The sequence below is a fragment of the Paraburkholderia lebeckiae genome, from assembly GCF_050436325.1.
Classification (GTDB): Bacteria; Pseudomonadota; Gammaproteobacteria; order Burkholderiales; family Burkholderiaceae; genus Paraburkholderia; species Paraburkholderia tuberum.
The window spans coordinates 2,634,474-2,647,922 of the sequence record NZ_JBNDLZ010000002.1; the positions used below are offsets into that span (position 1 = coordinate 2,634,474).

The following is a 13,449-nucleotide window of genomic DNA, read 5'->3' on the forward strand; positions in this document are numbered from 1 at the left end:
ATGACTCACGCTTTTGACAACCCCGCCGACCAGCCGACCCGCACCAAGGTCTTCGCATTCGCGCTGATGTGCGTCGGCTTTTTCATGGCGACGCTCGATATCCAGATCGTCGCATCGTCGCTGCGCGATATCGGTGGCGGACTGTCCGCCAGTCAGGATGAGCTCTCCTGGGTGCAGACCTCGTATCTGATCGCGGAGATCATCGTGATTCCGATGTCGGGGTGGCTCACGCGCGTGTTCTCGACGCGCTGGGTCTTCACTTTCTCCGCGCTCGGCTTCACGGTCACCAGCATGCTGTGTGGTCTCGCGTGGGACATCAACTCGATGATCCTGTTTCGCGGTCTGCAAGGCGCGCTCGGTGCCGCAATGATTCCGACCGTGTTCACGACCGCGTTCGTACTGTTTCCCGGCAAGCAGCGTTTGATCGCATCGACGACGATCGGCGCGCTCGCGTCGCTTGCGCCGACCATCGGCCCGGTGATCGGCGGCTGGATCACGTCGCAATGGTCGTGGCACTGGCTGTTCTATCTGAACCTGGTACCGGGCGTCGCCGTCACGCTGTTGGTGCCGAAGTACGTGAATATCGACAAAGTCGATCTGTCCTTGCTGAAAAAGGGCGACTACTTCGGCATCTTGCTGATGTCGGGTTTTCTCGGTTGCCTCGAATACGTGCTCGAAGAGGGACCGCGCAAAAACTGGTTCGGCGACGACGTGATCGTGCTGTGCGCGTGGGTCGCGGCGATCTGCGGGTTTCTGTTCCTCGTCCATGCGTTCACCGCGAAGGAACCGATCGTCGATCTGCGCGCGCTGGCATTGCGCAATTTCGGTATCGGCAGTCTGCTGTCGTTCATTACCGGGATCGGCATCTTCTGCACCGTGTTTCTGACTCCGGTGTTTCTTGCGCGCGTGCGCGGCTTCGATTCGTTGCAGATTGGTCTCGCGTTGCTGTCCGTCGGCTGTTTTCAGGTGCTAGCGCTGGCCGCCTACTCGACGCTCGCGCGCTTCGTCGATATGCGCATGCTGATGGTGTTCGGACTCGCGCTGTTTGGCATCGGCTGCTATCTGTACGTGCCGTTGACGAACCAATGGGGCTGGCAGCAGTTGCTGATTCCGCAGGCGTTGCGCGGAATTGGCCAGCAATTCTGTATTCCGCCGATCGTGACGATGGCGCTGGGTGCGTTGCCGCCGTCGCGGCTGCGCTCAGCTAGCGGGCTGTTCAATCTGATGCGTAATCTCGGCGGTGCGATCGGCATCGCGGTCAGCAGCACGATGTTGAACGACCGTCTGAACCTGCACTACGAACGGCTCGACGAACATCTGAATGCGGGCCGTCCGGTCGTCGAATCGATCCTGCGGAAGCAGGCCGAGTATCTGTCGGCCGTTGGTGGTGACGTCTTGAACGCCGCGAGTGCGGGGCTAGCCGAATTGCACGCGGCATTGATGCGCGAAGCGCTGGTGCTCGCATTCTCGGACGCCTTTTTGGCGGTTGCGCTGTGCTTCGTGGTCGGCTTGCTGAGCGTGCTGTTTTCGCGCCCGTTCGGCAACACCGCGCCCCCGCCCGATGCCCATTAGGAGACCAACATGAAACGAATCGTGATGAAGTTACTGGCGAGCGCGGCGTTCCTGACGCTCGCGGCCTGCGCGGTGCAACCCGCGACGCACGCGGATTTGCCGCACACGGTGCAGACGCTCGCGCCGGCCGCGTGGAGCGTCGACGCGCCGCAAGACAGCGTGAACACCGATGCCTGGTGGGCGCAATTCGGCGACCCGGTGATGCATCAGCTGATCGAATCGGTGTTGACCGGCAACCTCGACGTGCAGGCCGCGGCCGAACGCGTGAAGCAGTCGCAGGACCTGGTGACGCAGAATCGCGCGGCGCTGCTGCCGGAGCTGAACGCGAACGCGGGCGCGTCGACCGAGCGGCAGAACACGCCGCCGCCGCTCGGCTATGTGCGCCAGGCCGGCTTTGGACTCGCCGCGAGCTGGACGCCGGACGTGTTCGGCGGCGAACGTCTCGCGGTGCTCGCGTCGCAGGCGCAGGTGTCGGGTAGCGTTGCGGCGCTGAACCAGTTGCGGCTCGCTCTCGCCGCGAACACGGCGGCTGCGTATATCGATCTACGCTGGGCGCAGGCGCAATTGCAGATCCTCGACGACAACGAGCAGATTCGCAGCCGCGCGCTGAAGCTCACGCAGGAGCGTCTGCATTACGGACTGTCGACGCAGCTCGACGTCGCCCGCGCGCAGAATCAGTTGCAGGACTTGCAGGCGCAGATTCCGCGCATGCAATCGGCGGTGCAGCATCAACTGAGTCTGATTGCCGTGTATTCGGGGCGTACGCCGGAAAGCCTCGATACGCTGCTGCTTTCCAACGCGCACGAGATTCCGGTGCCTGCGCAAAGCGCGCCGCAGGTGTTGCCGTCCGACGCGTTGCTGCATCGACCCGACGTGCGCACCGCCTATGCGCTCGTCGAACAGCGTGCGGCGGAAGTGGGGGTATCGAAGGCGCAGCGCTATCCGCAGTTCAAGATCAACCTGACGAATGGGCTGCTCGCATCGTCGTACCTTGGCTTGCCGACGCTGACCGACAACCTGTTCAGCGCCGCGTTGAATGCGACGAGCCCGATCTTCAACGCCGGGCGCATCACCGCGAACATCGACGCGAGCGAGAGCCGCATGCGCGAATCGCAGCTCGGCTTGCAGCAGACGATGTTGCAGGCGCTGAAGGAAGTCGAGGACAATCGCAGCGATCTCGTCAGCGGCGCGGTGCAGGTGCAGCGCCTGGCCGGTGCGCTCGATGCCTCGAACCACGCGCTGCGTTTGTCGACCGAGCTGTATAAGGGCGGTGCGTCGAGCTTCCTCGATGTGCTCGACGCGCAGGAAGCGTATCTGCGCGACTCGGAGTCGCTGAATCAGGCCCGGCGCGAGCACGCGCTTTCGGCGATCGCGCTGTATCGGTCGCTGGGGGGCGGGTGGGAGCAGGGGGAAACGGTGGCGGCGCAGTGAAGGCAGCGACATGAAAGCGTATGGGAGGGTTGAAGTCCGATCAAGCGTTTCGCAATCGTCACGAGCTGGTGTGTCGTGGGGCTCGCGCTGGCTTGCCTGGGCGGCGTGGTCGTAACGCGGTTCCTGCTGGCACACTTTGTATTTGGCGTGCCGTGGTGGCTGGAAAACGCTATCAAGAACGCAATACGGTGGGTGGACCTGCCTCGCACGCACCATCTAGCCGACACCACCCGCCTGCTGGCAACGCTCCCCGGAACCGATCCCCAATCTTTGCTACATTCCTGCACAAGCACCGAATACGCGGCACCATGAAGATGCGTCCGCCAGCGACGCGCATGATCGGCAAATCGAAATCTTTCAAGAGGCTCAAGATGCGAATTCTGGTAGTAGGAGCGGGCGCGGTAGGCGGTTATTTCGGCGGACGTCTGGCGGCAGCGGGGCAGGACGTGACCTTCCTCGTACGCGCCGGTCGCGCGGAAAAACTACGGAGCGACGGCCTCGTCATCAACAGCCCGCGCGGCAATCTCCAGTTGCCCGACGTGAAGACGATACTGGCCGGTGTCGCCGCCGAGCCGTTCGACCTCGTGCTGCTGAGCTGCAAGGCCTACAGTCTCGACGACGCGATCGATTCGTTCACGCCGTTCGTCGGAGAAGACACGCTGATCCTACCGATGCTCAACGGCATGCGCCATATCGACGTGCTGACCGCGCACTTCGGCAAGGAGCGCGTGCTCGGCGGTCAGTGCGTGATCGCCGCGACGCTCAATGCCGAGCAGCACATCATGCATCTGAACGACATGCACGCGATCACGTTCGGCGAACTCGTGGGCGGCACCTCGGAGCGCACCGAGGCGCTTGCCGATGCAATGTCCGGCGCGAACTTCGACGTCGCGGTCAGCGACAACATCCTGCTGCGCATGTGGGAAAAATGGGTGTTCCTCGCTACATTGGCCGCGAGTACGTGCTTGATGCGCGGTTCGGTCGGCGATATTCTGGCTGCGCCGGACGGCAAGCGCGTGATTGAGAATCTGCTCGGCGAATGCCGCGCGGCGGCCGAGCACAACGGCTTCACGATGGCCGCGGACTTCGACGTGCGCGCTACCCAGGTGCTGCTGACGCCGTCGCCGCTGACCGCGTCGATGCTGCGCGACGTCGAAAACCGCTCGCACACCGAGGCGGATCATATCCTCGGCGACCTGATCTCGCGCGGCGGCGACGCGCAAAAGGGCGAACACGGCGTGTCGCTGCTGCGCATCGCCTATAGTCATCTGAAGACGTACGAAGCTCGCCAGACCCGCACTTCCTGACGGCTCGCCGCGGCCGACGCGAACGCGGATCGGGCGGATGGCGCGACGCACGCGAGCGCCGCCGCAACCTGACGATCGGAGGTCAAGCATGCCGGCTCCAACTGGATCGGTGCCCGCGCTCAGCGCCGCTTCCGCGACCGTGTTCTCGATCGGCATCGTGTTTCTCGGCTACTGGGGTATGTATGAGCCGACTGCCTGGCGCAAGGCCGACGTCGTGGTCTTTGTGCTCGCGCTGGCCGGCTTTGCGTGCCTGGGCCTCGTGCCATGGATGGCGACGAGTCCCGTCGAGCCGGAGAACAGCGACTCACGCGTGCGTATCGCGCGGCATCTGTTTCTCGCGGGCGTGACCGCGATCTGGTTCGCGGTGGCGGTTTCCGTAATCTTCTGAAGCTCCGCGAAGACGCGCCGCCGCTTACTCCGGCATCTTCCTGAACGACACCGCAATGCGGTTCCAGCCGTTGATCGCAACGATCGGCAGCGTCAGGTCGCTGATTTCCTGCTCGCTGAAATGCGGCTTCACCGCTTCCCATACCGTATCCGGCACGCGCGTTTGCGCGACCAGCGTCACCGCCTCCGTCCATTCGAGCGCCGCGCGTTCGCGCGTAGGGCGTCCGTGCCGGTAAGCTTACGTTCGCCACTGGTCGGTCGAAATAACCATTTCGCCGTTATTTGAGGTAACCACCCGAATGGACATTCACATCGCGGTCGAAGGCCATCACGATCTGTCCGGACAGATTTATCGGCAGTTGCGCGCGGGCATTCTCGAAGGGCGCCTTGCCGGCGGCACGCGTCTACCGTCCACGCGCGATCTCGCGACGCAGCTCGGTGTGTCGCGCAAGACCACGCTCGACGTATTCGAGCGACTGCTGTCAGAGGGTTATCTGAGCGCCCGCGCCGGTTCGGGCACCTTCGTCGCCGACGGACTCGAACGGTTGCCGGCCGAGCGTTCGGCCCCCGCGCGCGCGGCGGCTCGTTCGCGCGAGCGGGCCGCCGCGCAAGCGAAGGCCGCCGCGCGCGCGCAGCCGCTGTGGGAGCAGATGCCCGACAGTCTGCCGTTGCCGCGGCCGTCGGTGCCGTCCCCGCTCGACTTCATCGGCGGCGCGACCGACAAGACGCTGTTTCCCTTCGACGTCTGGCGCCGCTGCGTGAATCATGCTCTACGCGGCCAGGCCCGCAGCCCCGGCACCTATCGCGACGTCGCGGGGGAGCAGCAGCTGCGGCTCGCGATCTCGCGCTACCTCGCTTTCAACCGTGCGGTGTCGAGCAACTGGGAAGACGTGATAGTCACGCAGGGTGCGCAGCACGCGCTCGATCTGATGGCGCGCATCACGCTGCGGCCCGGTGAAATCGCGGCCATCGAAGACCCCGGCTACCCGCCCGCGCATGCATGCTTCAAGGTGACCGGCGCGCGCGTGGTGCCGGTACCGGTCGATCGCGAAGGCCTGATCGTCGGCAAGCTGCCGGACAAGGCACGGCTCGTCTACGTGACGCCTTCGCATCAGTTTCCGCTCGGTATGCCGATGAGCCTCGAGCGTCGCGTCGAACTGCTCGAATGGGCGCAAAAGCGCGGTGCGGTCATCATCGAGGACGACTACGACTGCGAGTACCGTTTCGAAGGCCGGCCGATGGAGCCGCTGAAGAGTCTCGATCGCGCTGGCCTCGTCGCCTACGTCGGCACGTTTTCGAAGACGATCTTCCCCGAATTGCGCATCGGCTACCTGGTGCCGCCCGCGTCGTTGCACGGCCCGCTGCTGAAGGCGCGGCAGATCGCCGATTGTCACGGCTGCACGCTGACGCAAACGGCGCTCGCGTCGTTCATGCTCAATGGCGACTTCGCGCGCCATCTGCGGCGCATGCACAAGGCTTACGCGGCCCGCCGCGCGATGCTGCTCGAGCATCTGCAAGGCGGTCTCGCGCGCTGGTTCGAGCCGATCGTGCCGACCGCCGGCATCCATCTGGCGGCGCGGCTCAAGGGGCCGTTGGCGTCGCTCGGCGAAGAGGTGCTCGTTGCCGCCGCGCGTGAAGCGTCGATCGGCCTCTATGGACTCGCTCCATTTCACCATCGCGTGACACCGCAGCCTGGCTTGATCTTCGGCTATGGCAGCATCGCGGCCGAACATATCGACACGGCGCTGACGACGCTCGCCGACATCCTGCAGCGCATCGCTCGCTGAAACGGAGCCCGCCGCAAGCGAGGCGTAGGCATCGTCGAAACGTTGGGGGATGCGTTGCTTGACGCGTCAAACGAAGAAAATGCCCTGTTTCAAGGGGCGAAAACACCGGCTCGCCCGACGCAACCGCCTCGAAACCGCGGCCGAAACGAACTGTAACGAGCGTTACTCCTGCCATGTCAAAGAGCTCGCCACGCACGTTTTAGCCGCTAAAACAGGTACTAAAACGTGTTGCACCGTTGGCGCCATGCAAAAAACTTCATCGCAATACATAAAAGAGTCGCGCAAATCGCTTTAGCGCTTGTAGAATCCGGCGTTGAAGCGTGCACATACGGTGTGCGCTTCGAGCAATTCACTGACCACAACAGGTAGGAGAAACATGCCGACTTCCGCAAAAAAGGTGGCCAAGAAGGCTGCTGCCCCGGTACCGACCAAGAAGGTTGCTGCAAAGAAAGTTCCTGCGAAGAAAGCCGTCGCAGCCAAGAAGGTCGCCGTGAAGGCGTCTGGCGCACCGTCGCCGATCAAGGACACCTTCACGAAGGCCTCGTTGGCAGCTCACATCGCTGAACGTGCTGCAGTGGAACCGAAGACCGCCAAGGCCGTGCTGGCCGCGCTCGAAGACACGATCCTCGGCACGGTGCACAAGAAGGGCGCTGGCGAATTCACGCTGTCGGGTCTGCTGAAGATCGTCGTGCAGGCTGTGCCGGCGAAGAAGAAGCGCTTCGGCAAGGACCCGTTCACGGGTGAAGAGCGCTGGTTCCCGGCCAAGCCGGCCAGCGTGCGCATCAAGGCACGCGCGCTGAAGAAGCTGAAGGACGCAGCGACAGCCTGAACGCGTTGCTCGCACGACTCAGGCGTCGGCATAGCGCTGTTGTGTTTAACCATGCCTGACGTTTGAGTGCGTGAAAAAGCGCCTGCCTGCAGGTGATCGAAGTCCCCGTGGATGAAGATTCACGGGGACTTTTTTTGTGCGCTCGCTTCGTAGTGCGTGTCGAGTCCCTTGGCGAAACGGCAAGCGCGCCTCTCATAGTGTGCCCCCTGATGGCGCGCACGCACCTGACTGGCGCATGATGATCCACGACAGTACGATCAAGGCAATCCGACGGCCTGCGGATGCTCCGTTAGCGGGCACGTCAACGCGCTCTATCCCGACATATTGAATGGCATAGCGCTTGCTTGATCGAAGGTCGAATACCGAATGCGCAGCGCATTCGCCTTCTATTTGACAACAAGACTGGGGCTGAGATGCGATGCTACGACGAGATGCGCCATCGCGACGATGGCGTGCGGCCGCATTACGCGCGCTTTGAGCGATGGTTGGACAGTCAGGGCGATGAAGCGATCGCACGCAAGCGCGCGGAAGCGGACCTGCTGTTCCGGCGCGTCGGCATCACGTTCGCAGTGAACGGTGACCTGTCAGGCACCGAGCGGCTGATTCCCTTCGATCTGATTCCGCGCATCATCCCGCGCGGCGAATGGCAGACGCTCGAAGCGGGTTTGCGACAGCGGGTGCAGGCTCTCAATCTGTTCATTCACGACGTCTATCACGATCGCAACATCGTGCGCGCGGGCATCGTGCCGGCCGAGCAGGTCTATACCAACGCGCAGTATCGTCCCGAGATGCAGGGCGTCGACGTGCCGCTCGGTGTTTACGCGCATATCGCGGGCGTCGACGTGGTGCGCGCCGGCGATGAAGGCGAGTTCTACGTACTCGAAGACAATCTGCGTGTGCCGTCGGGCGTGTCGTACATGCTCGAAAACCGCAAGATGATGATGCGGCTCTTCCCCGAGCTGTTCGTGCAGAACCGCATTGCGCCGGTCGCGCATTATCCCGACCTGCTGCTCGATACGCTGCGCTCGGTCGCGCCCGCGGGCGTCGACGATCCGGTCGTCGTCGTGCTGACGCCGGGCATGTACAACTCCGCGTACTTCGAGCATACGTTCCTCGCGCAGCAAATGGGCGTCGAACTCGTCGAAGGCAAGGATCTGTTCGTCGACGACAACTACGTGTTCATGCGCACCACGCAAGGACCGAAGCGCGTCGACGTGATCTACCGGCGCGTCGACGACGATTTTCTCGATCCGCTTGCGTTTCGCCCCGACTCCGCGCTCGGCGTACCGGGTCTGCTCACCGCATATCGCGCCGGCCGCGTCGCGCTCGCGAACGCGATGGGCACCGGCATCGCCGACGACAAGTCGATCTACCCGTACGTGCCGGACATGATCGCGTTTTATCTCGACGAAAAGCCGATTCTGAACAACGTACCGACCTATCAGTGCCGTAAGCCCGAGGATCTCGCCTACACGCTCGCGAATCTGTCGGAACTGGTGGTCAAGGAAGTGCACGGCGCGGGCGGCTACGGGATGCTGGTCGGCCCTGCCTCGACGAAGGCCGAAGTCGAGGCCTTCCGCGAGCGGCTTATCGCGCGTCCGACCGGTTATATCGCACAGCCCACGCTGGCGCTGTCCGCGTGTCCGACTTTCGTCGAATCGGGCATCGCGCCGCGCCATATCGACCTGCGACCGTTCGTGCTGTCGGGCAAGACCACCACGATGGTGGCGGGCGGCCTCACGCGGGTCGCGTTGCAGGAGGGCTCGCTCGTCGTGAATTCATCGCAGGGAGGCGGGACCAAGGACACCTGGATGGTCGACTGACGCGGTTGCCGCCGCGCTTCTCGCCTCGCTCGCAACAGAGCAAAGCAGGGCGCGACACTCGCAACCTGATGCGCCGCTGGCGCTCAACGGATAACCAGCGCGGACTTTCGTCGCTGACGAAGGCCTCGCGCGTTCAGATCACAGACATGGAACGCCGTCATGCTTAGCCGAACCGCCGATCACCTCTTCTGGATGGCCCGCTATATGGAGCGCGCGGAGAACACCGCCCGCATGCTCGACATCAACCTGAAGGCGCAACTGCTGCCGCAGACGCCCGAACAGGAGGCTCGCGCGCAGCGCTCGGTGCTGCTCATCTCCGAGCTCGAAAGCGCCTTCGCGCAGCGCTACGACGAACCGACGCGCGACCACGTGCTCGACTTCATGGTCGCCGACGCAAGTAATCCGTCGAGCATTCATTCGTGCCTGCAGGCCGCGCGTGAAAACGCTCGCGCGGTGCGCGGCACGCTGACGACCGAGTGGTGGGAAACCATCAACGACACATGGCTCGAATTCAACGAGCGGCTCGCGAGCGGGCAGGCCGCGAGCAATCCGGGCTCGTTGTTCGAGTGGGTCAAGTTCCGCTCGCATCTGTCGCGCGGCGTGACGATCGGCACCGCGCTGCAGGACGACGCGTTCTTCTTCACGCAGCTAGGCACGTATCTGGAGCGCGCCGACAACACCGCGCGGATCCTCGACGTGCGTTTCGCCAACGTCGAGCCGAATTCGCGCGACGCGGCCCGCCAGCTCGAGGACTTCTATTACTGGACCTCGATCCTGAGTTCGGTATCGGCGCTCGAGATCTATCGCAAGGTATATCGCGACGTCGTGACGCCCGCGCGCGTCGTCGAGCTGATGATCCTCAATCAGCGGATGCCGCGCTCGCTGCTCGCCTCGCTCGACGGCGTGTGCAGCAATCTCGCGATGCTGCGCACGTCGGGCTCGAACCAGTGCGAGCGCTTCGCCGGCAAGCTGCGCGCCGACCTGTTGTATGCCGACATCCGGCAGATTTTCGAAAGCGGTCTGCACGCCTATCTGACGCAGTTCCTCGCTCGCGTGTTCGATCTGGGCAATCTGGTGGCGCGTACTTATCTGATGCTGCCAGTGGCCTGACGGAGTTTTCTCATGTACCTGACGATCCGCCACGACACCTCTTACCGCTACGAAGCGACGGTTCACTATTCGATCCAGCAGTTGCGCCTGACGCCCGCGAGCGGCGCCGCACAGACCGTGCGGCGCTGGAACGTCGACGTGCCGGGCAAGCTCGACGCGACGCTCGACGCCTACGGCAACGTGCTGCACACGCTCGTCATGAACAAGCCGCACGACGAGATTCATCTGCGCGTGTCGGGCGAGGTGGACACGATGCCGCTCGTCGACGGCGTGCTGCGTGATCCGCCCGGGCCGATTCCGCTCGAGCATTTCACCTGCGCGACGCGTCTGACCGAAGCCGACGGCGGGATCCGCGAACTGGCGGAGTCGGTGGCGAATCTGGCGAGCCCGGCAGGCCTGCTCACGCTGTCCGAGCAGATCGTGCAGCGCGTGCAGTACCGGCCCGGCGTGACAGAGGTTACGAGCACGGCCGCCGAGGCGCTCGCGCTCGGCAACGGCGTGTGTCAGGACCATGCGCATCTGATGCTCGCGTGCTGCCGCGCGCGCGGCGTGCCGGCGCGCTACGTGAGCGGATATATCGAACCCGGCGACGTGCAGCATGGCGCGAGTCACGCGTGGGTCGACGTATGGCTCGAAGGCAAAGGGTGGATTTCGATCGACGTCACGCATGCCGGGTTTGCCAGCGAGATCTACTGCCGGCTCGCGGTCGCCCGTGACTATGAGGCGGCGGCACCGGTACGCGGCCGACGCATCGGCGGACTCGAAGAGGAGCTTCACGTGGCGGTGGCGGTCAGCGCGCAGATGTCGCAGTAGCCGCGTTGCAACGCCAACACGCGCGCGACGACATTTAACACTCCTGCCAGGCGTTCGGAATCAGCTGCCAAAAGGCTGCAAAAAAGGCTGCAAAAAAGGCCGTAAACACGGATAAAAGGCGCCCGTGCGCCGCATTACAATAGCCCGTTCCTTTGCCTTCCGCGGATTCCTTATGACTTACTGCGTAGCGATGGCCGTCAACGACGGACTCGTATTTTTGTCCGACACGCGTACCAATGCGGGCGTCGATCACATCAGTACCGCGCGCAAGATGTCGGTGTTCGAGCAACCCGGCGAACGCATGCTGGTGCTGCTCGGCGCCGGCAATCTGTCGATCACTCAGGCGGTGCTGCACGAACTGTCCGAGCCCGCCGATGCCAGCGAGCCCACGCTGTGGAGCGTGCCGACCATGGCGGATGCCGCGCGCGTGGTCGGCAGCGCGGTGCGTCGCGTGCATGAGCGCGAGGCCGAGGCGCTGCAGAAGTTCGGTGTCGACTTCAATTGCAGCTTCATTCTCGGCGGCCAGATCGTGGGCAACCGGATGCGCCTTTTCATGATCTACGCGGCGGGCAATTTCATCGAGGCGTCGGCCGTGAATCCGTATTTCCAGATCGGCGAGGCGAAGTATGGCAAGCCGATCATCGACCGGGTGCTGACGCCGTCCACACCGCTCGACGAGGCGGCGAAGTCCGCGCTGATCTCGATGGACTCGACGCTGCGCTCGAACCTGTCGGTGGGCTTGCCGCTCGATCTGCTCGTGTACGAGAAGGATGCGCTGCGCGTCACGCGGTTCGTGTCGATCGATCGCGACAACGCGTACTTCGACATGCTTCACCGCACGTGGGGCGAGCGTCTGCGCCAGGTGTTCGCCGAGATTCCCGATCCGGACTGGCAGCAGTCGCTGGATGCACCGTCGCCGCAGTCGGAGCGGGCGCTGGTGCTATATCGCGCGCCGGTCGGCGCCGATGGCGTCGAGCATGAGCACGATGTGTCGCCCGCGCAGATTCTCGCGCAGGCCGACAAGGGCAAGGCGCAGCGGCGCTAGCTGCGTTGGGTTCGGAGCGCGGGTCAGGCTCGCTCGGGCCCGCACCAAAACCTCAGGACGAAAAAAACCAGCCATCGGCATCGCCTCTGGCTGGTTTCTGGTCTCTGGCTACGCAGCGCGTCAGCCGCGTAGCAGGTTCGATTCGAAGTCCGATTAGAACTTGTGACGGATACCGAGGCTGACCATGACCTGGTTGCTGGTGCTCGACTGGTTGCCGTACGAACCGATCGAAGCCGTAGCCGATACAAGGCCACCACCGACGCCTGGCACACGCTGTTGGCCGCTTGCATGCTGCCATGCGCCGACTGCGTAGAAGTCCGTGCGCTTCGAGAGCGAGTAATCCCCGCCCAGCGAGACCTGGTTATACGTTGCGGACGAGTCCCCGTGACCCTTCGTGTAAGCATAGCCAACACCCACCAGCGCTGCCGGCGTGAGCTGGTAGCCCAAATACGCGCGACCCACTTCGTACTTCTGGGTCTGACCGAAGGTCGATGCGCTGTCCTGGTAGTACTGCGCATTGCTGTAGCTCAGGTTGCCCGTCCACGGACCGGTAACGTACTGAACAGCCACCGAAGCGATGCCGATCGAGCTCGCCGTAGCGTAAGCGGAGTTGATGCCGGCGAACGTCGGGAAGTTCGTGTCGAACGTCCCGGTCGTGGTGGTGCTATTCCAGCCAGACCGTAGGGTCGGGCTGCTTGCGTTTTTCGTACGCAGGTAGCCCGCGGCGACGCTGATCGGACCCGTTGCAAACGTTGCCGCGCCCGCATACGTCTGGCCCGAACCCGTTGCACCGGCGACGCCGCCCAGCCCGTACAAGCCTTCGAACTGGAAGCCCGACCAGACCGGCGACACGTACTTGACTGAGTTGTTCACGCGGAAGCTGTTGTCGTTGTTGTCGACGTCACCCGGCGTAGTGAACGTGCTGCCGAAGTAGTTGTCGGCCGTCAGCGGCTGGACCATGTCGACCAGCGGGTCGTACTGACGACCAGCCGTCAGCGTACCCCAGGACTCGCCCGTCAGACCGACGTAAGCCTGACGACCGAACATCAGGCCGCCCTGACCGAGCGCGCCGGTGTTGACGTCAAAGCCGTTTTCCAACTGGAAGATTGCCTTCAGGCCACCGCCGAGGTCTTCAGTGCCCTTCAAGCCAAAACGGGGGGATTGCAGGTTGCCGCCATACAGGTGCACGAGGCTACCGCCATGGGGGGTAGCGTTGTTCACGTACTGGATCGATTCATCGATCAGGCCATAGAGAGTCACGCTGCTTTGCGCGTGAGCCATGCCGGAAACGCCGAGGAGCGCCAGCGAGAGGGTAGACAGTGCGATTCGTTTCATCCATTTCTCC

The 13,449-nt window shown here is 63.6% G+C and carries 11 protein-coding genes and 1 pseudogene; 10 read left to right on the forward strand and 2 right to left on the reverse strand.

The genetic code is table 11. The annotated features are described in order from the left end of the window. The 4 genes from OKW44_RS15330 to OKW44_RS15345 all read left to right on the forward strand — a co-directional run bounded on the left by OKW44_RS15330 (position 1) and on the right by OKW44_RS15345 (position 4,698). Entirely contained in the window at positions 1-1,572 is a 1,572-nt protein-coding gene (locus tag OKW44_RS15330) for a DHA2 family efflux MFS transporter permease subunit (RefSeq protein WP_018423510.1), read from the forward strand. A gap of 9 nt (positions 1,573-1,581) precedes the next feature. Then, entirely contained in the window at positions 1,582-3,003 is a 1,422-nt protein-coding gene (locus OKW44_RS15335; protein WP_018423509.1) for an efflux transporter outer membrane subunit, read from the forward strand. Positions 3,004-3,374: 371 nt separating this feature from the next. Continuing rightward, entirely contained in the window at positions 3,375-4,310 is a 936-nt protein-coding gene (gene panE / locus OKW44_RS15340) for a 2-dehydropantoate 2-reductase (protein ID WP_026226354.1), read from the forward strand. 88 nt (positions 4,311-4,398) lie between these two features. After that, the gene (locus OKW44_RS15345) at positions 4,399-4,698 is read left to right on the forward strand and encodes a hypothetical protein (RefSeq protein ID WP_026226353.1); all 300 of its coding nucleotides are present in this window, start codon (positions 4,399-4,401) and stop codon (positions 4,696-4,698) included. A gap of 24 nt (positions 4,699-4,722) precedes the next feature. On the opposite strand, the pseudogene OKW44_RS15350 reads toward OKW44_RS15345, so the two are convergent. Beyond that, positions 4,723-4,911 (reverse strand): annotated as a pseudogene (locus OKW44_RS15350) (carboxymuconolactone decarboxylase family protein); the annotation flags it as partial. 85 nt (positions 4,912-4,996) lie between these two features. Here OKW44_RS15350 and pdxR point away from each other — a divergent pair. The 6 genes from pdxR to OKW44_RS15380 all read left to right on the forward strand — a co-directional run bounded on the left by pdxR (position 4,997) and on the right by OKW44_RS15380 (position 12,104). Then, entirely contained in the window at positions 4,997-6,484 is a 1,488-nt protein-coding gene (pdxR, locus tag OKW44_RS15355) for a MocR-like pyridoxine biosynthesis transcription factor PdxR (protein ID WP_018423505.1), read from the forward strand. Positions 6,485-6,860: 376 nt separating this feature from the next. Next, positions 6,861-7,313 carry an HU family DNA-binding protein gene (locus OKW44_RS15360; RefSeq protein WP_018423504.1) on the forward strand — a complete coding sequence of 151 codons (453 nt, stop codon included), beginning with the start codon at positions 6,861-6,863 and terminating at the stop codon, positions 7,311-7,313. Between the two features lie 413 nt (positions 7,314-7,726). Then, positions 7,727-9,136 carry a circularly permuted type 2 ATP-grasp protein gene (locus OKW44_RS15365; protein WP_026226352.1) on the forward strand — a complete coding sequence of 470 codons (1,410 nt, stop codon included), beginning with the start codon at positions 7,727-7,729 and terminating at the stop codon, positions 9,134-9,136. Between the two features lie 159 nt (positions 9,137-9,295). Beyond that, positions 9,296-10,246: an alpha-E domain-containing protein gene (locus OKW44_RS15370; protein ID WP_018423502.1), complete on the forward strand. Its 951-nt coding sequence runs from the start codon at positions 9,296-9,298 to the stop codon at positions 10,244-10,246. Positions 10,247-10,258: 12 nt separating this feature from the next. After that, entirely contained in the window at positions 10,259-11,059 is an 801-nt protein-coding gene (locus OKW44_RS15375) for a transglutaminase family protein (RefSeq protein WP_018423501.1), read from the forward strand. Positions 11,060-11,231: 172 nt separating this feature from the next. Next, a complete protein-coding gene (locus tag OKW44_RS15380) occupies positions 11,232-12,104 on the forward strand; it encodes a proteasome-type protease (RefSeq protein WP_026226351.1) in 873 nt (290 codons plus the stop codon). A gap of 153 nt (positions 12,105-12,257) precedes the next feature. Here the strand turns inward: OKW44_RS15380 and OKW44_RS15385 are convergent, their stop codons facing one another. Further along, on the reverse strand, positions 12,258-13,439 hold the full coding sequence (locus OKW44_RS15385; RefSeq protein ID WP_018423499.1) for a porin: 1,182 nt from the start codon (positions 13,437-13,439) through the stop codon (positions 12,258-12,260). Positions 13,440-13,449: the final 10 nt, after the last annotated feature.

Bases quoted from the DNA above. Each gene is read 5' to 3' on its own strand.
- OKW44_RS15330 (WP_018423510.1), top strand. From the start codon at position 1: ATGACTCACGCTTTTGACAACCCCGCCGACCAGCCGACCCGCACCAAG.
- OKW44_RS15335 (WP_018423509.1), top strand. From the start codon at position 1,582: ATGAAACGAATCGTGATGAAGTTACTGGCGAGCGCGGCGTTCCTGACG.
- panE (WP_026226354.1), top strand. From the start codon at position 3,375: ATGCGAATTCTGGTAGTAGGAGCGGGCGCGGTAGGCGGTTATTTCGGC.
- OKW44_RS15345 (WP_026226353.1), top strand. From the start codon at position 4,399: ATGCCGGCTCCAACTGGATCGGTGCCCGCGCTCAGCGCCGCTTCCGCG.
- pdxR (WP_018423505.1), top strand. From the start codon at position 4,997: ATGGACATTCACATCGCGGTCGAAGGCCATCACGATCTGTCCGGACAG.
- OKW44_RS15360 (WP_018423504.1), top strand. From the start codon at position 6,861: ATGCCGACTTCCGCAAAAAAGGTGGCCAAGAAGGCTGCTGCCCCGGTA.
- OKW44_RS15365 (WP_026226352.1), top strand. From the start codon at position 7,727: ATGCGATGCTACGACGAGATGCGCCATCGCGACGATGGCGTGCGGCCG.
- OKW44_RS15370 (WP_018423502.1), top strand. From the start codon at position 9,296: ATGCTTAGCCGAACCGCCGATCACCTCTTCTGGATGGCCCGCTATATG.
- OKW44_RS15375 (WP_018423501.1), top strand. From the start codon at position 10,259: ATGTACCTGACGATCCGCCACGACACCTCTTACCGCTACGAAGCGACG.
- OKW44_RS15380 (WP_026226351.1), top strand. From the start codon at position 11,232: ATGACTTACTGCGTAGCGATGGCCGTCAACGACGGACTCGTATTTTTG.
- OKW44_RS15385 (WP_018423499.1), bottom strand. From the start codon at position 13,439: ATGAAACGAATCGCACTGTCTACCCTCTCGCTGGCGCTCCTCGGCGTT.